The organism is Microbacterium sp. Cr-K32 (assembly GCF_000708345.1).
GTDB classification, from domain to species: Bacteria; Actinomycetota; Actinomycetes; order Actinomycetales; family Microbacteriaceae; genus Microbacterium; species Microbacterium maritypicum_A.
Map to the genome: position 1 here is coordinate 63,089 of NZ_JARD01000012.1, position 19,601 is coordinate 82,689.

At 68.1% G+C, this 19,601-nt stretch carries 18 protein-coding genes; 15 read left to right on the forward strand and 3 right to left on the reverse strand.

Annotation, left to right across the window (positions count from 1 at the left end; all coding sequences use genetic code 11):
• Nucleotides 1-18: 18 nt before the first annotated feature.
• From GZ64_RS0104665 to GZ64_RS0104700, 8 genes are all read left to right on the forward strand, one after another.
• Entirely contained in the window at nucleotides 19-780 is a 762-nt protein-coding gene (locus GZ64_RS0104665) for a YebC/PmpR family DNA-binding transcriptional regulator (RefSeq protein ID WP_021200641.1), read from the forward strand.
• A 45-nt stretch (nucleotides 781-825) separates the two neighbouring features.
• Nucleotides 826-1,410 (forward strand): crossover junction endodeoxyribonuclease RuvC, encoded by a 585-nt coding sequence (ruvC, locus tag GZ64_RS0104670; RefSeq protein ID WP_021200640.1) that lies wholly within the window; start codon nucleotides 826-828, stop codon nucleotides 1,408-1,410.
• Between the two features lie 9 nt (nucleotides 1,411-1,419).
• Nucleotides 1,420-2,040: a Holliday junction branch migration protein RuvA gene (ruvA, locus tag GZ64_RS0104675; protein WP_029259270.1), complete on the forward strand. Its 621-nt coding sequence runs from the start codon at nucleotides 1,420-1,422 to the stop codon at nucleotides 2,038-2,040.
• Nucleotides 2,033-3,058, forward strand: a complete 1,026-nt coding sequence (ruvB, locus tag GZ64_RS0104680; RefSeq protein WP_029265341.1) for a Holliday junction branch migration DNA helicase RuvB — start codon at nucleotides 2,033-2,035, stop codon at nucleotides 3,056-3,058. Before ruvA ends, ruvB begins: the two co-directional genes overlap by 8 nt.
• 78 nt (nucleotides 3,059-3,136) lie before the next feature.
• On the forward strand, nucleotides 3,137-3,535 hold the full coding sequence (locus tag GZ64_RS0104685) for a preprotein translocase subunit YajC (protein WP_021200637.1): 399 nt from the start codon (nucleotides 3,137-3,139) through the stop codon (nucleotides 3,533-3,535).
• 55 nt (nucleotides 3,536-3,590) lie between these two features.
• Nucleotides 3,591-5,339: a protein translocase subunit SecD gene (gene secD, locus GZ64_RS0104690; protein ID WP_021200636.1), complete on the forward strand. Its 1,749-nt coding sequence runs from the start codon at nucleotides 3,591-3,593 to the stop codon at nucleotides 5,337-5,339.
• Nucleotides 5,339-6,328, forward strand: a complete 990-nt coding sequence (secF, locus tag GZ64_RS0104695) for a protein translocase subunit SecF (protein WP_021200635.1) — start codon at nucleotides 5,339-5,341, stop codon at nucleotides 6,326-6,328. Before secD ends, secF begins: the two co-directional genes overlap by 1 nt.
• A 66-nt stretch (nucleotides 6,329-6,394) precedes the next feature.
• The gene (locus GZ64_RS0104700; protein WP_029259269.1) at nucleotides 6,395-8,647 is read left to right on the forward strand and encodes a RelA/SpoT family protein; all 2,253 of its coding nucleotides are present in this window, start codon (nucleotides 6,395-6,397) and stop codon (nucleotides 8,645-8,647) included.
• Here GZ64_RS0104700 and GZ64_RS18985 read toward each other — a convergent pair.
• Together GZ64_RS18985 and GZ64_RS0104710 are read right to left on the reverse strand one after the other, a co-directional pair.
• Nucleotides 8,634-9,185, reverse strand: a complete 552-nt coding sequence (locus tag GZ64_RS18985) for a type IV toxin-antitoxin system AbiEi family antitoxin (RefSeq protein WP_051667850.1) — start codon at nucleotides 9,183-9,185, stop codon at nucleotides 8,634-8,636. The two genes, GZ64_RS0104700 and GZ64_RS18985, sit on opposite strands and share 14 nt — an antisense overlap.
• 64 nt (nucleotides 9,186-9,249) lie before the next feature.
• Complete coding sequence (locus tag GZ64_RS0104710; protein ID WP_021200632.1) at nucleotides 9,250-10,602, reverse strand: DUF349 domain-containing protein; 1,353 nt, start codon at nucleotides 10,600-10,602, stop codon at nucleotides 9,250-9,252.
• 213 nt (nucleotides 10,603-10,815) lie between these two features.
• On the opposite strand from GZ64_RS0104710, the gene GZ64_RS0104715 reads away from it, so the two are divergent.
• A complete protein-coding gene (locus GZ64_RS0104715) occupies nucleotides 10,816-12,708 on the forward strand; it encodes an NAD(P)/FAD-dependent oxidoreductase (RefSeq protein ID WP_051667851.1) in 1,893 nt (630 codons plus the stop codon).
• Nucleotides 12,708-13,466, forward strand: a complete 759-nt coding sequence (locus GZ64_RS0104720) for a winged helix-turn-helix domain-containing protein (RefSeq protein WP_051667852.1) — start codon at nucleotides 12,708-12,710, stop codon at nucleotides 13,464-13,466. Before GZ64_RS0104715 ends, GZ64_RS0104720 begins: the two co-directional genes overlap by 1 nt.
• A 42-nt stretch (nucleotides 13,467-13,508) precedes the next feature.
• On the opposite strand, the gene GZ64_RS0104725 is transcribed toward GZ64_RS0104720, so the two are convergent.
• On the reverse strand, nucleotides 13,509-13,811 hold the full coding sequence (locus GZ64_RS0104725) for a hypothetical protein (RefSeq protein ID WP_036331106.1): 303 nt from the start codon (nucleotides 13,809-13,811) through the stop codon (nucleotides 13,509-13,511).
• 102 nt (nucleotides 13,812-13,913) lie between these two features.
• Here GZ64_RS0104725 and GZ64_RS0104730 point away from each other — a divergent pair, with 102 nt between their 5' ends.
• The 5 genes from GZ64_RS0104730 (at nucleotide 13,914) to ruvX (ending at nucleotide 19,600) form a co-directional block, all read left to right on the forward strand.
• On the forward strand, nucleotides 13,914-15,302 hold the full coding sequence (locus tag GZ64_RS0104730; RefSeq protein WP_029265345.1) for a replication-associated recombination protein A: 1,389 nt from the start codon (nucleotides 13,914-13,916) through the stop codon (nucleotides 15,300-15,302).
• A gap of 182 nt (nucleotides 15,303-15,484) precedes the next feature.
• Nucleotides 15,485-16,114 (forward strand): 30S ribosomal protein S4, encoded by a 630-nt coding sequence (gene rpsD / locus GZ64_RS0104735; RefSeq protein ID WP_017830546.1) that lies wholly within the window; start codon nucleotides 15,485-15,487, stop codon nucleotides 16,112-16,114.
• A 111-nt stretch (nucleotides 16,115-16,225) separates the two neighbouring features.
• On the forward strand, nucleotides 16,226-16,414 hold the full coding sequence (locus tag GZ64_RS0104740) for a hypothetical protein (protein ID WP_021200628.1): 189 nt from the start codon (nucleotides 16,226-16,228) through the stop codon (nucleotides 16,412-16,414).
• A 55-nt stretch (nucleotides 16,415-16,469) separates the two neighbouring features.
• The gene (gene alaS / locus GZ64_RS0104745; RefSeq protein ID WP_029259262.1) at nucleotides 16,470-19,130 is read left to right on the forward strand and encodes an alanine--tRNA ligase; all 2,661 of its coding nucleotides are present in this window, start codon (nucleotides 16,470-16,472) and stop codon (nucleotides 19,128-19,130) included.
• Complete coding sequence (gene ruvX, locus GZ64_RS0104750) at nucleotides 19,127-19,600, forward strand: Holliday junction resolvase RuvX (protein ID WP_021200626.1); 474 nt, start codon at nucleotides 19,127-19,129, stop codon at nucleotides 19,598-19,600. The genes alaS and ruvX overlap by 4 nt, the downstream gene beginning before the upstream one ends.
• Nucleotide 19,601 lies beyond the last annotated feature (1 nt).

A 19,601-nucleotide genomic window follows, 5' to 3' on the forward strand; every position in this document is an offset into this window, starting at 1 on the left:
TACGACGAGCGGAGACTTATGTCCGGGCATTCCAAGTGGGCGACCACGAAGCACAAGAAGGCCATCATCGACTCCAGGCGCGCGAAGTCCTGGGCCAAGCTCATCAAGAACATCGAGGTCGCCGCGAAGCTCGGCGGGCCCGACCTTGCGGGCAACCCGACGCTCTTCGACGCGGTGCAGAAGGCCAAGAAGACCTCCGTCCCCAAGGACAACATCGACCGCGCGGTGAAGCGCGGTGCGGGCATCGGCGGCGAGGCCGTCGAGTACCTCTCGATCATGTATGAAGGCTACGGACCCAATGGTGTCGCTCTCATGATCGAGTGTCTGACCGACAACAAGAACCGCGCGGCCGCAGAGGTGCGCACGGCTCTCAGCCGCAACGGCGGCACGCTGGCGGACCCGGGCAGCGTCGCCTACAACTTCAGCCGCAAGGGCGTCATCGTCGTCGGCTCCGAGGGCACCACCGAGGACGACGTCATGATGGCGGCACTCGAGGCCGGCGCCGAGGAGATCGAGCCGCATGCCGAGGGTTTCGAGGTCATCACCGAAGCCACCGACCTGGTGGCCGTGCGCACCGCGCTCCAGGAGGCGGGTATCGACTACGAATCCGCCGACGTCGAGTTCGTTCCGAACCTCAAGGTCGAGATCGACGCCGACACCGCTCGCAAGATCTTCCGTCTGATCGACGCTCTGGAAGACAGCGAAGACGTGCAGAACGTGTTCACGAACTTCGACCTCACCCCCGAGGTGCAGGCCGAGCTGGAGAACGACGAGGCGTAGGCGCGCCGGACGGTCCATGTCGGTGCCGCGGCCTAGCCTGGGGAAGTGACCTCCTCTCTGCGCGTGCTCGGCATCGACCCCGGGCTCACCCGGTGCGGTGTCGGCGTCGTCGACGTCGACGGCTCGCGTCGAGGAACGCTGGTGCACGTGGGGGTGATCCGCTCGTCCCCGGATGCCGAGCCCGGCGATCGCCTCGCGATCGTCGCCGCCGGGATCCGTGCCGTGATCGCCGAGCATCGCCCGGATGCGGTGGCCGTCGAGCGTGTGTTCGCTCAGCAGAACACGCACTCGGTGATGGGCACGGCGCAGGCCAGCGGCGTCGCGCTGCTGATCGCCTCCGAGTCCGGGCTCCCCGCGGCGACGCACACCCCCAGCGAGGTGAAGGCGGCCGTCACCGGATACGGCGCGGCGGACAAGCGGCAGGTGCAGACGATGATCGCCCGCATCCTGCGGCTGGACGCGCTCCCGCAGCCGGCCGACGCGGCCGACGCCCTGGCGATCGCCCTGTGCCACGCCTGGCGACGCGGAGGCGCTGCATCCCCCGGCCAGGGAGCGCTGACTCCGGCGCAACAGGCCTGGGCCGATGCCGAGAAGCGTGTCGGTCGAACATACCTACGAGCGACGCCGTAGGCTGAGGGGATGATCTCCTCTCTGCACGGTGTCGTCCTGCACGCGACATCCGATCAGGTCGTCATCGACGTGGGCGGAGTCGGATTCGCCGTCGCCGTCCCCACTGATGTGGCGCACACGGCCGTGGTGGGGGAGAAGCTCCTGCTGCACACCAGTCTCATCGTCCGCGAGGACTCGCTGTCGCTGTTCGGCTTCGCCGACCGGGGTGAGCTGGAGATCTTCGGTCTGCTGATCGGTGTGACCGGCGTCGGTCCGAAGTCGGCGCTCGGTGTGCTCTCGCACCTCACGGGTGATCAGATCGCCGAAGCCGTCACGGCCGAAGACGACGCCCCGTTCCGGCGGGTGTCCGGGATCGGTCCCAAGACCGCCAAGCTCATCGTGCTGCAGCTCGCCGGCAAGGTGCAGGCCTTCGCCGCGCCGTCGAGGCCGGCCGCCACGGGAGGCACGGACGTCGTGACGCAGGTGGCCGCAGCGCTCGTCGGCCTCGGCTGGTCGGAGAAGGTGGCCGCGGAAGCCGCAGCCCAGACCGCGGCAGAGGCTACCGAGGCGGAGAGTGCATCGGTCGCCGCGCTGCTCCGACGCACTCTCGCCCTTCTCGGGCCGGCTCAGGGAGGCCAGGCGCGTGTCTGATCCGTTCGACGCCAGTGAGCCGTCCGACGAGACCGAACTCGCGATCGAGGGCGCCCTGCGCCCGACGAGCCTGGGGGAGTTCGTCGGACAGCAGAAGGTCCGCGGTCAGCTGCAGCTGCTCCTGGAAGCGGCCCGCATCCAGAGCCGTCCCGCTGATCACATCCTCCTGGCGGGCCCCCCGGGACTCGGCAAGACGACGCTCGCGATGATCGTGGCGCACGAGAGCGAGCGTCCGCTGCGTCTCTCGAGCGGCCCGGCGATCCAGCATGCCGGTGACCTCGCCGCCCTGCTGTCGAGCCTGGTCCCCGGCGAGGTCCTCTTCATCGATGAGATCCACCGCATGGCGCGCTCCGCAGAAGAGATGCTCTACCTCGCGATGGAGGATTACCGCATCGACATCATGGTGGGAAAGGGCGCGGGGGCCACGAGTATCCCGCTCGAGCTCTCGCCGTTCACCCTGGTCGGCGCGACGACGCGCTCCGGGCTGCTGCCCAACCCGCTCCGCGACCGCTTCGGATTCACCGGGCACCTCGAGTTCTACGAGGAGTCGGAGCTGGAGCAGGTGATCGCCCGGTCGGCTGCGGTCCTCGGTGTGGATCTGCCGACCGACTCGCTCTCCGAGATCGCCCGCCGTTCGCGGGGCACACCACGCATCGCGAACCGCCTGCTCCGCCGCGTGCGCGACTACGCCCTGGTGCACACGGGGAGAGTGGCCACGATCCGTGAGGTGCGCGCGGCTCTGGAGCTGTACGACGTCGACCCGATCGGTCTGGACCGCCTGGACCGCGCGGTCCTGGAAGCGCTCGTCCGGCGGTTCCGTGGCGGCCCGGTCGGGCTCAGCACGCTCGCGGTGGCCGTCGGCGAGGAGGCGGAGACCGTGGAGAGCGTGGTGGAGCCGTATCTCGTGCGGATCGGCTTCCTCGGGCGCACTCCTCGGGGCCGCGTGGCTATGCCCGAGGCGTACTCGCATCTGGGCGTCCCGCATCCGGACGGGATGCTTAAGTTGGATGACCTATAATCACTGAAGACTTCCCGGTTACCTTCGCGCGCCCAAAGGCTGGAGCGTGCACCTGAGAAAGGCGCTTCCCCCATGCCCATGGAATTCCTGCTCTTCGGCCTTCTCGCCGTCCTCCTCGTCTTCATGATCTTCAACACGCGCAAGCGCACGAAGCAGATGAAGGCCGAGCAGGAGGAGAAGGCCACCAAGACCGTTCCGGGCGCCAAGGTGCTCCTTCAGGGAGGCATCTACGGGACGATCGTCTCCTACGACCCCGAGGACCTCGACACGCCGGCACTCGTCGAGATCGCTCCCGGCACCATCATCGACGTCCACAGCCAGGCCATCCTGCGCGTCGTCGAGCCCAAGGACGCCATCGTCGACGCTCCGGCCGATGAGGTCGTCGACCCGTCGGTCGCCGACGAGTCGATCGCTCCGGCCGTCGAGACCCCCGAGGAGACCCGCGCCCGCCTCGAGCGCGACGCCGACGACAAGTAAGCCCGAGGCCGACACGGCCGCTCGGATCTCCGTCCTTCCAGAAAGCTGAACACACGTGGCTTCATCCTCTCCCGTCCGTCACGCCTGGCGGGTCCTTCTCGGCCTGCTCCTCGTGACGGGCGTGCTCTTCGGCATCAATGCGCTGGGCGTCTACGTCTTCAAGGACAGCAACGGGGAGGCTGCGAGCTCGTGGTCGCCTGAGCTCGCCCTCGACCTGCAGGGCGGCACGCAGATCGTTCTGAGCGCGGAGACCGAGGACGGCGCGGCGCCGTCCTCCGAGCAGCTCGACCAGGCGGCGGCGATCATCCGTCAGCGCGTCGACGCTTCCGGTGTCGCCGAGGCGGACATCACCACCGAGGGCGGCCAGAACATCGTCGTCCAGATCCCTGGCGAGGCGGACGCGCAGACCCGGGAGCGGATCCAGTCCAGTGCGCAGCTCGAGTTCCGGCCCGTGCTGTACACGACGGCGGCGACCAACGAGTTCGTCGGCGAGGACGGGAACTCCACGCCGTACCCCAGCCCGGACCCGGGACTCAACTCGACGCCGACGGCTGAGCCGACCGACGCGAGCGACCTCTCCTGGGTGACGGACAAGCTGGCAGCGGAGTTCCAGGCGTACGACTGCGCGAACCCCGACAACGACGCCGCGAAGGCGCCGAAGGACGAGCCGCTCATCGCGTGCTCGGCCGACGGGTCAGCGAAGTACCTCCTCGGACCGGCCGAGCTCGACGGCACTGCGATCACCGATGCCGCAGCCGGCCGCGACCCGAAGTCGGGTGCATGGCTCGTGCAGCTCACGATGAACGCCGATGGTGCCGATGCGTTCGGCAAGGTGAGCACGCGGCTGAACCAGAACCGCATCGACGGTCTCACCCCGCGTGACCAGTTCGCGTTCGTGCTCGACGGCAACGTGATCAGCGCCCCGCGCATGAACGGGCAGATCCTCGACGGGCGCCCCAGCATCTCGGGCAGCTTCACGCAGGAGTCGGCGACCACCCTGGCCGACCAGCTCAAGTTCGGTGCCCTTCCGCTCAGCTTCACGGTCCAGAGCTCGGACACGATCTCGGCGACGCTGGGCACCCAGCAGCTGCAGATCGGTCTGATCGCCGGGCTCATCGGTCTCGCGCTGGTGGCGATCTACTCCCTGATCGTCTATCGAGCGCTCGGGTCGGTGATCATCGCGTCGATCGCAGTGATGGCGATCCTGACCTACATCATCATCTGCATCCTGGCGTGGCGCATCGGCTTCCGGCTCTCGCTCGCGGGAGTCGCCGGTCTGATCGTCTCCATCGGCTTCACGGCCGACTCGTTCATCGTGTACTTCGAGCGAATACGAGACGAGCTCCGTGACGGCAAGTCCATCACCGCCGCGGTGGAGGACGGCTGGGGCCGCGCGAAGCGGACGATCTACATCTCCAAGTCGATCAACATCCTGGCCGCGCTCGTGCTCTACATCCTTGCCGACGCCACGGTGAAGGGATTCGCGTTCACGCTCGGACTCACGACGCTCATCGACGTGTTCATCTTCGTGATCTTCACGCACCCGGTCATGCAGCTGCTCGCTCGCACGCGTTTCTTCGGCGGCGGACACAAGCTCTCCGGTCTCGACCCCGAAGCGCTCGGTGCCGTGTACCGCAGCCGGTCGCAGTACCGCGAGGTCACCACTGCATCCGCAGGTCGGGGTGCGAAGAACGCCCGCTCGCGCGGTGAGGCGGATCGTCGACAGACCATCGCCGAACGTAAACGTGCCGAGGCCCTCGCGGGCGACAAACCCACCAACGCCGGAAGTGAGGGAGACGCCTGATGCCTTCCATGAATGAGTTCGGCAACAACCTCTATTCGGGCAAGACGTCTTTCCCGTTCGTCGGCAAGCGCCGGCTGTGGTTCATCATCGCGATCGCCCTCGTCGTCGGTTCGGCACTCGTACCGCTCATCCGTCCGATCCAGTTCTCGATCGAGTTCACCGGCGGATCGCAGTTCACGGTGCAGGCACCGGACAGCCTCGACCAGGAGACCGCCACCACCGCCGTGCAGTCGGTCGTACCGGGGGCCGCCACCAAGGTCGTCGTCGTCAGCGGCAAGGACGTGCGCGTCCAGACCGACCAGATGAGTGCGGCCGAGACCCAGCAGGTCGGCGAGGCTCTGGCAGAGGCCTATGGTGTGGATCCTTCCGACGTCACGTCGTCGTTCATCGGACCCGCGTGGGGTGAGAACGTCACGAAGCAGTCCCTGTGGGGCCTCGCGATCTTCCTGGCCCTCACGTTCCTGATCCTCGCGATCTACTTCCGCACGTGGAAGATGTCGGCCGCCGCCATCATCGGTCTTCTCGACGTGCTGGTGATCACGGTGGGCGTTTATGCGCTGGCCGGCTTCGAGATCTCGCCCGCGGCGGTGATCGGCTTCCTGACGATCCTGGCGTACTCGCTGTACGACACCACGGTCGTGTTCGACAAGATCCGGGAGAACACCACGGAAGACGGGGAGAAGTCCGCCCGGCTGTTCGGGGAGTCGGTGAACCTCGCGGTGAACCAGACGCTCGTGCGTTCCATCAACACCTCTGTGGTCGCAGCGCTGCCGGTCGGCGCGGTGCTCTTCATCGGCGCCTTCTGGCTCGGTGCGGAGTCGCTCACCGACATCTCGCTGTCGATCTTCGTCGGCATCCTGGTGGCGACCTACTCGACGCTCTTCGTGGCTGCTCCGCTCTACTCGCTGTTCCGCGAGAACGAGCCGCAGCTGAAAGCCCGCGACGCCCGCATCCGCGAGGCTCGCAGCAGGGCGGCCGTCGAGGTCTGATCGGGTTCCTCAGCGGGCCCGGTCCCGCACAGCACGCGTAGGATTGATCGATCAGGAGGTGAGTAGATGGCGGAACCGCAGACGTCATCGCAGGGCTCGAGTCTGCGACGGCTGGTTCCCCGCATCTTCTCCCGCGCGTCGAGGATCAACGATCTCGACAACCTGATCCGCACGGTCCGCGCGAATCACCCGAAGGGTGATTTCTCTGTCATCGAACGGGCCTACGCCGTCGCGAAGGAGAAGCACGAGGGGCAGAAGCGGCAGAGCGGCGAGCCGTACATCACGCATCCGCTCGCCGTCGCGCAGATCCTCGCGGAGCTCGGACTCGGCCCACGGGCGATCGCGGCCGCACTGCTGCACGACACCGTCGAGGACACGGGCTATGCCCTGACGGACCTCACCGCCGAGTTCGGCGACGAGGTGGCGATGCTCGTCGACGGCGTCACCAAGCTCGACAAGGTCAAGTACGGCGAGAGCGCCCAAGCCGAGACCGTGCGCAAGATGATCGTGGCGATGTCGAAGGACATCCGGGTGCTGCTGATCAAGCTCGCCGACCGCCTCCACAACGCGCGGACCTGGGGCTTCGTCCCGCCCGAGAAAGCGGCGAAGAAGGCCAAGGAGACTCTGGAGATCTATGCTCCGCTGGCGAATCGTCTCGGTATCCAGGCGATCAAGTCGGAGCTCGAGGATCTCTCCTTCGCGGTGCTGCATCCCAAGATCTACAACGAGATCCACAGTCTCATCGCGCAGCGCACTCCGCAGCGCGAGAAGTACCTCAACCAGGTCGTCGAGGAGATCGACGAGGATCTGCGCGACCTCCGCATCCGCGGCAAGGTCGTCGGGCGTCCGAAGCAGCTCTACTCGGTGTACCAGAAGATGGTCATCCGCGGGCGTGAGTTCGACGACATCTACGACCTGATCGGCATCCGCGTCCTGGTCGCCTCCGTGCGCGACTGCTACGCGGTGCTGGGCGCCATCCACGCGCGCTGGACCCCGTTGCCCGGCCGCTTCAAGGACTACATCGCGACGCCGAAGTTCAACCTCTACCAGTCGCTGCACACCACCGTCATCGGCCCCGCCGGCCGCACCGTCGAGATCCAGATCCGCACCCACGAGATGCACCAGCAGGCCGAGTACGGTGTGGCGGCGCATTGGATGTACAAGGAGCGGATGAACGGCGGTGGCAAGACCGAGGTCCGTGCCTCCGACACCGACATGGCGTGGCTCGCGCACATCTCCGACTGGCAGGCGGAGACCGCCGATCCGGGCGAGTTCCTCGAATCGCTCCGGTTCGAGATCGGCGCGAAGGAGGTCTACGTCTTCACGCCGAAGGGGCGGGTGATCGGACTCCCCGCCGGCGCCACTCCCGTGGACTTCGCGTATGCCGTGCACACCGAGATCGGGCACCGCACGATGGGCGCGAAGGTCAACGGACGCCTGGTGCCGTTGGAGTCCGAGCTCAAGAGCGGTGACGTCGTCGAGGTCTTCACCTCGAAGAACCCCGATGCCGGTCCCAGCCAGGACTGGCTCGGCTTCGTCGCGAGCACCCGCGCCCGCAACAAGATCCGCGGGTGGTTCACGAAGGAGCGCCGCGAAGAGGCGATCGAGCAGGGCAAGGAGGCCATCGCGCGCGCGATGCGCCGACAGAACCTGCCGTTGCAGCGCCTGATGAGCCATGACTCGTTCACCGAGGTGGCGCGGGGCATGCACTACGAAGACGTCTCGGCGCTCTACGCCGCTGTCGGTGAAGGCCACGTGTCCACGCAGTCGGTGCTGGAGAAGGTCACCGCTCTCGTCGCGGCGAACGATCCGACCACCGGTGCCATCGACCTTCCCGGCAGCGTCCAGACCCGGGAGCCGCGATCCGGTGACTCGGGCGTGCTCGTGCGCGGAGCCAACGACATCCTCGTGAAGCTCGCCAAGTGCTGTACCCCGGTCCCCGGGGACCAGATCGTCGGATTCGTGACCCGCGGCAGTGGTGTCTCCGTGCACAGAGCGGACTGCGTGAACGTGAAGGCCCTCGGTGCGGAGCAGGACCGCTTCGTCGAGGTGTCGTGGGCGCCCACCACCAAGAGCGTGTTCCGGGTGCAGATCCAGGTCGAGGCGCTCGACCGCTCCGGGCTGCTCTCCGACGTCACCCGCGTGCTGAGCGAGCACCACGTCAACATCCTGTCGGCGACGGTCACGACGACCGACGAGCGTCTGGCACTGAGTCGGTTCGTGTTCGAGATGGGCGATGCCGTGCACCTCGACCGTGTGCTCAACGCCGTACGCAGGATCGACGCCGTGTACGACGTCTACCGCGTCACCTCCTCCTGAGGGCGAGTCTCTCGAGCACCGCCGATCCCGCTCTGCTTCCCGGAACGCGGCTCATGCCGCGCAGTACGTCGGCTGCGGCCGCCGGGGCATCGGGGAACACCACCGCGAGTCGTTCCATCCAGGTCAGCATCCGGGGGTCGCGATGGAGAGCCGTTGCGAGATCGAGCATCGTCCGTTCCGGCCGCGCCACTCGGACTCCGCCGAGCACCTGCACGTCAGACGCCGGGAGCACGGTGTCGTGGAACACGAGGCGTGCGCTGGTGGTCGCGCGGATCCGTCTCTCGACGCAGCGTCGCACATGGTGCACGACGGGCGGGGTGTCACCGGCGCCGTGGATCCAGGCAGCAGTCGGACCCGCGGCTGCGGTTCCCGGTTGCACGAGGGACCCGACTGCACCTGCCCTGACATCCGGTCCTTCGATGAGGTCAGCCGGGACGTAGACCTCGCCGACCTCGACCACATGGCCGTCGATCCGCGCGGCGCTGAGTTCGGACAGGCTCAGCCGATCGCCGGGGACATACAGGAAGACGGGGTGCATCACGTCAGTCTGACGTAGTGCACCCCGTCTCTTCAGCAGTGCTGAGCGACCTGTGGAGAACGGGTCAGCTCCCGAGGGCGCTGAGCCACGCGCGGCGTGCCTCGAGGGCATCCGTTGCCGCCTTGGCCGCCTTCTTGTCGCCCGACTTCTCTGCCGCGGCGACTTCGGCCTCGAGCTTCTCGATGGCCTCGAGCAGCTGCGAGCTCATGTCGTTCGCGCGAGCCTTGGTCTCGGGGTTGTTCTTCTTCCAGTCCACGTCTTCGCGGCCCTTGAGCCCCTGTTCGATGGCGCGGAGCTTGTCGTCGAGCGCACGTTCCTTCTCCCGAGGGAAGATGCGACCGATCTCGTCCCACTGCCGCTGGATGCGGGTGAGGAGAGCGCGGGCACGCTTGATGTTCGACTCGTCGGCCACGGCCTTCGCCTCTTCGAGGAGCGCCTCGCGGGCTTCGATCTTCGGGGCGGAATCCGCTTCCTCTGCGGCGGCCTGCTCGGCGCGGGCGGCGTAGAGCGCGTCGCCGGCAGCCTTGAAGCGCGCCCAGAGAGCGTCGTCGGCCTTGCGGCCGGCGCGGCCCGATGCCTTCCACTCGTCGAGCAGGTTCCGGTACGCGGGAATGCCGTCCGTGCCACGCGGGGCGAGTGCCTCGGCACGCTCGACCAGACGGGTCTTCGCGTCGCGGGCGACCTTGTGCGCGTCGTCGAGCTCGGAGTAGAACGCGCGGCGCTGCTTGTCGACGACGGCGCGAGCGTCGCGGAATCGCTTCCAGAGCTGCTGGGAGATGCCCTTCGACAGGCGCGGCCCGTTCTGCTGCTGCGCCTGCCAGGCATCGAACAGTTCGCCGAGCTCGGCCGTGACCTGCTTCCACTGCACCTTGCTGAGATCGCGGGCGGCGATGGCCTCGGCACGTTCGACGAGGACCGTGCGCTCGGCGATCGCCTTGTCGACGAGCTCCTTGGCGTGCTGTGCCTCCTGCTCGGTCGCCTCGGAGAGGGACGAGGTCAAGGCGTTGAGTCGATCGCGCAGGCCGGCGAGGTCGCCGACGGCCGCGGCATCGGTCGCTTCGTCGATCAGGTGCGAGGCCTGCTTGGCGAGATCGCTCGCCGACGCTCCGCCGGCCTGATGACGCTGTTCGAGAGCGTGCACCTTGAAGGCGATGTCATCGAACTTGCGGACGAAGTAGGCGAGGGCCTCGTCGGGAGTCCCATCGGGGTACTGGCCGACGACGCGCCAGGCCTCGCCCTCCTTGACCTCGACGGTCCCGTCTTCGGATACGCGACCCCATTCCGCTGATGTCGAGGATGCCGCAGGCACCGGGGCGACGGGCGCGACGGCGGCCGGCGTCGGCGCCTTGCGCGGCATCGGTACGGCAGGGGGGCCGGGGACGGGGGGAGTCGGCTTCGTGGGCTCGTTGGCAGACACGTGATTCTCCTTGCGCGGTCGGGCCGCGGGAGGCGGAAAGGACGAGGCTCAGCCTAGTACGCCGGAGCGTCGCGGGTGAGGTCCCAGGACTTCGATGATCGTTACCGTTCTGTGAGGAGAACTTTCGACGCAGGACACATTCTCCGTCATCTCCGGGAAACACGATGCTCCTATCGTCGCGAGCACGACAGTCTTCCGGTCGACAGGAGCAGTATGAAGGACACGACTTCCCCGCCGCACGAGATCCTGGTCGTCGGCGCGGGGATGGCGGCGCACCGTTTCGTGGAGCGCCTGCTTCGCGACCCGGGTGCGGCGGTGCGGGTCACGGTCATCGGCGATGAGGGACATGGCCCGTACGACCGATCCGCTCTCGTGGGTGTCCTCACCGGCCGGGAGGTCGAGGATCTCCAGCTCGACCGAACGGTGTTCCGCGACGACCGTGTGCGGTTGATCCGTGACGACCGCGTGCTCCGCATCGACCGGTCGGCGCGGGTGGTGCGCACACGATCCCGACGCTCCTATTCCTACGACGTGCTCGTGCTGGCCACCGGGTCGTTCGCGGCGCGGGTGGCGGTGTCAGGGGCTCGCCTCCCCGGCTGCTTCGTCCTGCGCACCATCGAGGACGCGGAGTCGGTGCGGGATTTCGTCGATTCGCGATCGCGTGCCCTCGGCCGTCCGCTGCGAGGCGTTGTCATCGGTGGCGGGCAGCACGGAATCGACACCGTTGCAGCACTCGACGACGCCGGCGTCGGCGCGACGATCGTGCAGTACGCGGATCGTCTCCTTCCCTCGCTGCTGGACGAAGCTGCAGCAGACGTCCTGCGCGGCGCCCTCGAAGAACGGGGCATCGCTGTCCGCACTCGGACCAGGACGACGCGGCTCGATCCGGACGACTCGGGAGCCGTCACGGCGCTCGAGTTCCAGGACGGTACCTTCCAACGCGCCGACCTCGTCGTCTTCACCGTCGGCGTGCGACCTCGGGACGAACTCGCGCGCAATGCCGGACTCGACGTGCACCCGCAGGGAGGAGTGATCGTCGACGATCACTGCACGACATCGGATCCGCGCATCCTCGCGATCGGTGAGGCGGCCTGCGTCGACGGACGCTGCGTCGACGCCGCCGCTTCCGCATATGCCATGGCGGAGGTGGCGGCCGCGCGTCTGCTCGGGGGAGGGGAACGCTTCGGCGGGCACCGACGAGACGTGCACCGCACCATCGCGGGCGTCGATCTCGCGTGCTTCGGCGAGCCGGCGACGCGCGACGCCGATCCCGACGCCGTCGAGGTCGTCACGCATCGCTCGCGAGGCACCGGTGTCTACCGAAAGCTCGTGCTCACCGACGATGCGCAGACGCTCCTCGGCGGAATTCTCATGGGCGATACGAGCGGTCTTGGCGTTCTTCGTCGGCTCGTCGGTGGACCGGCGCGTGGCGAGCTCGCTGCCGAACTGCGCCGGGCAGCGCATCCCGACGACTCCCGTGCGGTCTGCGTGCACATCGGCATGTCGTCGCAGGAGCTCCTGGCGGTGCTCCGCGCGGACGAGGTGTTCACGTTCAGCGCGGTCGGAGCCCGCTTCGGGCGGGACCCGGAGTGCGAGCGCTGCACCCTGGCTGTGGTGCGCGCGCTCGCGGAACTGGCGACGGAGCGCTCTCCGCTCAGCACGCGCGGCGCACAGGAGGGGCTCGATTCGCACACGGGCCCGGTCCGATCGGAGGGGAGCCGAGTGCGGCTGTCGACGGTGACGGGGACGGAGCTCACGCCGGGGCATCTCGTCGACATCGGGCGTCTTGCGCAGGACCTGGGCCTGACGTTGCGGATCGTCGACTCCCGGATCGAACTGCAGGGCGTCTCCCACGACCAGCAGGCGCGGTTGCGGCATGGCCTCACCGCCGCGGGCCTCGCGTCCTCACCCCCTCTGCCGGCCGGAGCCGACCCGAACTCCGCGTCACCGACGCGGCGCGCACACGGCGCGGTATCGGCGGATCCGAGTTCATCCGAGTCCCCGCATCGCGGTGACGGCACGACGGTCGCGATCGGCTGGAGGGATCGGGGTCGGAGCGCCGATCCGCGGCGGGGCGTCTCCCTTCGCGCCGAGAATCCCGCGTGATGACCGGGCGTTCGGGGGCACGCCCGGTGCTCGCAGGATGCAGGATCATCATCTCGGCCCAGGCGAGGGCGGCAGGAGCATCCGCGGCCGGGAATCGTTCCGCCGGAGCGGATGAACTCGACCGCGCACTCGGAGCAGAGGGCGCGGACGTGATGCGCGTCGTGACATCCCGTCCGGTGACCACCCCGACGGGCGTGCTGCACCGTGCGGTGCATCGCGTGGGGTCCGGGGGCGCCGACGCCGTGATCTTCACCGCGTCGTCCGCGTCATGGATCGACGCGGCGACGAGGAGCGGCGCGCTCGAAGCGCATCGCCGTCGTGCCGAAGCGGGCCGGTTGCTCCTGGTCTCGGATGACGAGCGCGAGGCTCGCCGCCTTCAGGACGCCGGCCTGAACGCACGATACGTCGAGCGGGAGAGACCGACGGGTCTCGTCGGATGCGTCGTCGCACACTACGGAAGCGGTGCAGGATCGGTGCGCACCGATGCCGGAAGCCTCGAGGTGCGCAGCGGGGGCGTCGTGCTGGACGGGCGCTTCCTTCCGCTGTCCCGTGGCGCAGCGGACCTGATCGAGGCCCTGTTCCTCGCCCGCGGACGCGTGCTCTCGCGGAGGGAGCTCGGTCGTGAGCTTCCCGGCGGCGAGCGCAGCGGACGGGCGGTGGAGGTGGCCGTCGCCCGGTTGCGGGAGTCGTTGGGTGGCGTCGACCTGGTCCAGACCGTCGTCAAGCGGGGCTATCGCCTCGCCGTATCGGAGCCGTGAGCCGAGGGCATCGGTGGTAGGGGCGATCAACCGCGTCGGCGGTCACTCCGTCGGTGCGTCCGAGGGGACGGGGGCCGGCGTCTCCGCGGGTGTCTCGGTCGGAGCGGTGGTCGGCTCGACGGAGGGAGTGGGGGTGGGCTCCGGTTCGGGCGCGGTGACCTGGGCGTGCACGACCTGGCTGCCGATCGCTGCGACGACGATGAGGCTGCCGACGACGGCGGCGATCGTGTTGTCACGGACACGGCGGCGGATCTGCCCTTCGTGCCACTGGGTGCGTGCGGTGTGCAGTCGTGCGCGCTCCGCCGATGTGCGCGCCTGTGCGTTCTTGGAACCGCGTGCGGCCATGCCCTGCTCTCCCATCCGAACGCCGCTCCACGACGTCGCCTGAGAGCCTACCCGGATGCGGAGGTTCACCGAAGTGTCGGGGGCCGACGTTAGCCTGGAGGGATGACGTCCCCTGCTGCGCTGCTCTCCGGGCAGACGCCCCTCGCCGTGCGCATGCGTCCGGTGTCCCTCGCGGAGGTCGCGGGCCAGCGTCATCTGCTGCGTGCGGGATCGCCGATCGTCGCACTCGCCGACCCCGAAGCGACAGCCCCCGGGGCCGTGTCGATCATCCTGTGGGGACCGCCGGGAACCGGGAAGACGACTCTCGCTCAGGCCATCGCACGATCGTCCGGTCGGCGATTCGTCGAACTCTCCGCCATCACGGCGGGGGTGAAAGACGTGCGCGAGGTCATGCAGGAAGCCGTCACGCAGCGCGACCTCTACGGGCAGACGACCATCCTCTTCCTCGACGAGATCCACCGCTTCACCAAGGCGCAGCAGGATGCCCTTCTCCCCGGAGTCGAGAACGGCTGGGTGATCCTGATCGCCGCGACGACAGAGAACCCGTCGTTCTCCGTCATCTCACCGCTGCTCTCGCGTTCGCTGCTGTTGACGCTGCAGCCGCTCACCGACGACGACATCGGCCTCCTCGTCGATCGTGCGGTCACCGACCCCCGCGGTCTGAACGCATCCGTCGCTCTCAGCGACGAAGCGAGGTCGGCTCTGGTGCGGCTGGCCTCGGGTGACGCGCGGCGCGCCCTGACCGGGCTGGAGGCCGGCGCCGCGGTCGCACTGTCCCACGCGACGGCCGCGGACGCGGACGACGAGGGGAACGATGCGTCGGCGCCCGGTGCGTCGGTGCCCGGTGCGTCGGTGCCCGAGGTCTCGGCCGATGACATCTCCCAGGCGGTCGACAAGGCCCTGCTGCGTTACGACCGGCAAGGCGACGAGCACTACGACGTCATCAGCGCCTTCATCAAGTCGATCAGAGGGTCCGACCCCGATGCCGCGTTGCACTACCTCGCCCGCATGATCGAGGCAGGGGAGGACCCGCGCTTCATCGCCCGGCGCCTGGTGATCTCGGCGTCGGAAGACGTCGGTCTCGCCGACCCGCAGGCCCTGGCCATCGCCGTGGCGGCAGCAGATGCCGTGGCGTTCATCGGCATGCCGGAAGGTCGCATCCCCCTCGCGGAAGCGACCGTCTACCTGGCGACCACCGCCAAATCGAACGCCGCGTACGTGGGGATCGACGCGGCGATCGCCGACATCCGCGCCGGCGGTTTTGGCCGGGTTCCGCTGCATCTCCGCGATGCGCACTACCCGGGCGCCAAACGTCTGGGCCACGGCCGCGGCTACGTCTATTCGCACGACAGCGAGTTCGGCGTCGTGCCCCAGCAGTATCTGCCGGACGAACTCGACGGTCGGCACTACTACGAGCCGAAGAACCTCGGTGCGGAGCGCGACATCGGTGCGCGCCTCGAGCGGATCCGCCGCATCCTCGGGGACCGCTGACCCTGCCGATCCGGTGGGGAAAAGCGATCTGTTAGACTTGAGCGGCTCGAAACCGAGTTTTCGGGCATCTCCTCGTTCACACCACACCTTGCTGGCGCCCCGGCGTGCGCTCCAAGGCAGAACGCGGACGATACGTCCGTGAGTCGTGAAAGACGCGACCACGTCATCGGAAGGAAAACTTCGTGACCACGAAGTCCCAGGACCGCCGCAAGGTGCGTCTCAGCCGCGCCCTCGGCGTCGCTCTCACCCCGAAGGCCGCCCGCTACCTCGAGAAGCGTCCGTACGCTCCGGGTGAGCACGGCCGCACCAAGCGCAAGGCAGACAGCGACTACGCCGTCCGTCTGCGTGAGAAGCAGCGTCTTCGCGAGCAGTACGGCATCCGCGAGAAGCAGATGCGCAACACCTTCAACGAGGCTCGTCGTCAGGACGGCCTGACCGGTGAGAACCTGGTCGAGCTCCTCGAGATGCGTCTCGACGCTCTCGTCGTGCGTTCGGGCTTCGCCCGCACCACCGCACAGGCTCGCCAGCTCGTCGTGCACCGCCACATCCTGGTCGACGGCCAGCTCGTCGACCGCCCGTCGTTCCGCGTGAAGCCGGGTCAGCTCATCCACGTCAAGGCCAAGAGCGAGGGCACCGAGCCCTTCCAGGTGGCGGCAGCCGGCGGTCACGCCGAGGTCCTGCCCCCCGTTCCGGGCTACCTCGAGGTCGAGCTCGACAAGCTCCAGTCGCGTCTGGTTCGTCGTCCGAAGCGCGCCGAGGTCCCCGTGACCTGTGAAGTGCAGCTCGTCGTCGAGTACTACGCGGCTCGCTGATCCAGCGATCGAGCAATCAGGCAGGAGGCGTCGGGATTCCCGACGCCTCCTGTCGTTTCCGCATACGATGGTGACACCGCGCCTTCGCGGGTCAAGGGCAAGGATGACGACATGAAGAACGTGCTGTGGTTCCTGATCGGTGTGATCGGCGGCTTCGTCGCGGCTCACTTCATGAACAAGGACCCGCGCGGTCATGACATCCTCGCCGAGGTCGACGCCCGGATCAACGGGTTCACCGCGATCCTCAGCGACGCCTACCGCGAGCAGGAGGCACGGCTCACGGAGCCGGGCGACAACTGAACCACCGCAGCGGCGCCTCGGCGCGGCATCTTCACGCAAGGACACCCGGAACCTTATGAAAACTGCGGAAATCGCGCAGCGCTATCTCGACTTCTTCGAGAAGAACGACCACCTCATCGTCCCCTCGGCCTCCCTGGTCAGTGACGACCCGTCCCTGCTGTTCACGGTCGCCGGAATGGTGCCGATGATCCCGTACCTCACAGGTGTCGTCCCTGCTCCGCACTCGCGTATCGCCGACGTGCAGAAGTGCATCCGCACGAACGACATCGAAGAGGTCGGCCGCACTGCCCGTCATGGCACGTTCTTCCAGATGCTCGGCAACTGGTCGTTCGGCGACTACTTCAAGGAAGGCGCGATCCGCTATGCCTGGGAGCTGTTGACGAGCTCCGAGTCCGACGGCGGTCTCGGCTTCGACGAGAAGGACCTGTGGGTCACCGTCTACGAGACCGACGACGAGGCCGAGGCGATCTGGCGCGACATCATCGGGCTCAAGCCGGAGCGCATCCAGCGCCTGGGCCGGGCGGACAACTACTGGAACACCGGCCAGCCCGGACCGGGTGGTCCCGACTCGGAGATCTTCTTCGATCGCGGTCCCGCCTACGGCAAGGACGGCGGCCCGGCTGTCGACGACTCGCGGTTCCTGGAGATCTGGAACCTCGTGTTCATGCAGGACTTCATCGAGAACATCCGCAGCAAGACGGAGTTCGACATCGTCGGCGAGCTGCCGATGAAGAACATCGACACCGGCATGGGCCTCGAACGCGTCGCCTTCCTCAAGCAGGGTGTCGACAACATGTACGAGTCCGATCAGGTGCGGCCGGTGCTGGACCGTGCGGTCGAGCTCTCCGGACGGCCCTACGGCGCGCAGCACGAGGACGACGTGCGGTTCCGTGTCGTCGCGGACCACGTGCGCTCCTCGCTCATGCTCCTCTCCGACGGCGTGCGTCCGTCCAACGAGGGACGCGGGTACATCCTGCGCCGTCTGATGCGTCGCACGGTCCGCTCGATGCGCCTGCTCGGTGTCGACGAGCCGGTGTTCCCCGAGCTGTTCGCCGCATCCCGCGATGTGATGAAGACCACCTATCCGGAACTCGAGAGGGACTGGTCTGTGCTCTCGGCATCGGCGTTCGCCGAGGAGGAGACCTTCCGTCGCACCCTCGTCGCCGGGTCGACGATCCTCGACCTGGCTCTGGACGAGACCAGGAAGGGCGGCGGGAAGACCCTGAGCGGTCCCGAGGCCTTCCTGCTGCACGACACCTACGGCTTCCCGATCGACCTCACGCTCGAGGTCGCCGAGGAAGCAGGACTCGACGTCGATCGTGCCGCTTTCGACAACCTCATGCAGGAACAGCGCCAGCGCGCGAAGGACGACGCCCGCAATCGCAAGCGTCAGCTCGCCGACGTGTCCGTCTATCGCGAACTGCGCGCGCTGGGAGAGACCGGATTCGACGGCTACACCGCGCTCGAGGTCGAATCCCGTGTGCTCGGTCTCCTCGTCGACGGTGTCCCCGTGCGCAGCGCCGCCGAGGGCCAGATCGCCGAGGTCGTGCTCGCCGAGACGACGCTCTACGCGGAGTCAGGTGGGCAGGTGGCCGACAAGGGCACGATCGTGGGCCCGGGATACACGCTCGAGGTGCTCGATGTGCAGAAGCCGGTTCCCGGTCTGATCAGTCACACCGTCGAGGTCACGCGCGGCAGCGTCGCCGTCGACGACATCGCGACCACGGTGGTGGACGCGGCGAACCGTCGTGCCGCCCGCCAGGCGCACTCGGCCACCCACCTCGTGCATGCTGCTCTGCGCGACACGCTCGGTCCGACCGCGACGCAGGCGGGCTCGTTGAACCGTGCCGGCTACATGCGCTTCGACTTCGCCTGGTCGCAGGCGCTCTCGACGGATACGCGGAGCGAGATCGAGGAGATCACGAACCGTGCAGTGCAGGACGCCCTGGAGGTGACCACGCGCATCGTCTCCCTCGATGAGGCGAAGGAAGCCGGAGCCATGGCGCTGTTCGGCGAGAAGTACGGCGATGTCGTGCGCATGGTCGACATCGGCGGCCCCTGGTCGCGCGAACTCTGTGCCGGCACGCACGTCAGCACGAGTGCCGAGATCGGTCTGGTGAGCCTGGTCGGAGAGTCCTCCGTCGGAGCATCCAATCGTCGCATCGAGGCTCTCGTCGGTGCCGATGCCTTCCGGGAGCTCGCTGCGGAGCGGGCGATCGTCTCGCAGCTGACCAGTTCCCTGAAGACGCCGCGCGAACAGCTTCCGGAGCGGATCGCCGACCTCGCCGCGAGTCTGAAAGCGGCGGAGAAGCGCATCGCGCAGTTCGAGGCGAAGGAGAGGGCCGGTCAGGTTCCCGCCATCGTCGAGGCCGCGACCCGCGTTGGAGCGTTCCGCCTGGCTGCCCAGAACCTGGGCGAGGTGGCGTCCGCGGACGATGTGCGCGATCTCGTGAACGGCGTGCGCGATCGGCTCGGTTCCGATGCCGCGGTCGTGGCATTGGGAGCTGTGGTCAACGGCCGTCCGGTCGTGGTCGTCGCCACCAACGATGCCGCTCGGTCTGCGGGAGCGAAGGCCGGCGCGTTGGCGAAGCGCGCTGCCGGTGTGCTCGGCGGCGGCGGTGGCGGTCGTGACGACGTCGCGCAGGGCGGTGGCGCGGATGCCGCGGCGCTTCCCGCGGCGCTCGAGGCCATCTCACAGGAGCTGCACGCCGCGTGAGCGGGTTCCGCCGCGGCGTGCGGCTCGGCATCGACGTCGGCAGGGCGAGGGTCGGTGTCGCGCGCTGCGATCCCGATGGCATGCTCGCCGTCCCGGTCGAGACGGTCCCTCGGGACGACGCATCGATCGACCGCCTCGTGCAGATCGCAGGGGAGTACGACCCGTTGGAGTTCGTGGTCGGCCTCCCTGTGAACATGCAGGGTGCCGACACGCCATCGACCACGGATGCGCGAGAGTTCGCCGCTGCGCTTCAGGTGCGCAGCGGGATCCCCGTGCGCCTCGTGGACGAGCGCCTCAGCACCGTGAGCGCGCACGCCGCTTTGCGCAGTTCCGGGAGATCTCAGAAGAACTCTCGTAGCATTGTGGATCAGGTCGCCGCCGTGGTGCTTCTGCAGCAGGCGATCGACATGGAGAAGAGCACCGGAAACCCGGCCGGCGCCACCATCTCGCCTGACGAGGAGCACGCCTGAC

Excerpts from the sequence above, each read along its gene's own strand:
- GZ64_RS0104665 (WP_021200641.1), top strand. The coding sequence starts at position 19 with ATGTCCGGGCATTCCAAGTGGGCGACCACGAAGCACAAGAAGGCCATC.
- ruvA (WP_029259270.1), top strand. The coding sequence starts at position 1,420 with ATGATCTCCTCTCTGCACGGTGTCGTCCTGCACGCGACATCCGATCAG.
- GZ64_RS0104685 (WP_021200637.1), top strand. The coding sequence starts at position 3,137 with ATGGAATTCCTGCTCTTCGGCCTTCTCGCCGTCCTCCTCGTCTTCATG.
- secF (WP_021200635.1), top strand. The coding sequence starts at position 5,339 with ATGCCTTCCATGAATGAGTTCGGCAACAACCTCTATTCGGGCAAGACG.
- GZ64_RS0104700 (WP_029259269.1), top strand. The coding sequence starts at position 6,395 with ATGGCGGAACCGCAGACGTCATCGCAGGGCTCGAGTCTGCGACGGCTG.
- GZ64_RS18985 (WP_051667850.1), bottom strand. The coding sequence starts at position 9,185 with ATGCACCCCGTCTTCCTGTATGTCCCCGGCGATCGGCTGAGCCTGTCC.
- GZ64_RS0104715 (WP_051667851.1), top strand. The coding sequence starts at position 10,816 with ATGAAGGACACGACTTCCCCGCCGCACGAGATCCTGGTCGTCGGCGCG.
- GZ64_RS0104720 (WP_051667852.1), top strand. The coding sequence starts at position 12,708 with ATGACCGGGCGTTCGGGGGCACGCCCGGTGCTCGCAGGATGCAGGATC.
- GZ64_RS0104725 (WP_036331106.1), bottom strand. The coding sequence starts at position 13,811 with ATGGCCGCACGCGGTTCCAAGAACGCACAGGCGCGCACATCGGCGGAG.
- GZ64_RS0104730 (WP_029265345.1), top strand. The coding sequence starts at position 13,914 with ATGACGTCCCCTGCTGCGCTGCTCTCCGGGCAGACGCCCCTCGCCGTG.
- GZ64_RS0104740 (WP_021200628.1), top strand. The coding sequence starts at position 16,226 with ATGAAGAACGTGCTGTGGTTCCTGATCGGTGTGATCGGCGGCTTCGTC.
- alaS (WP_029259262.1), top strand. The coding sequence starts at position 16,470 with ATGAAAACTGCGGAAATCGCGCAGCGCTATCTCGACTTCTTCGAGAAG.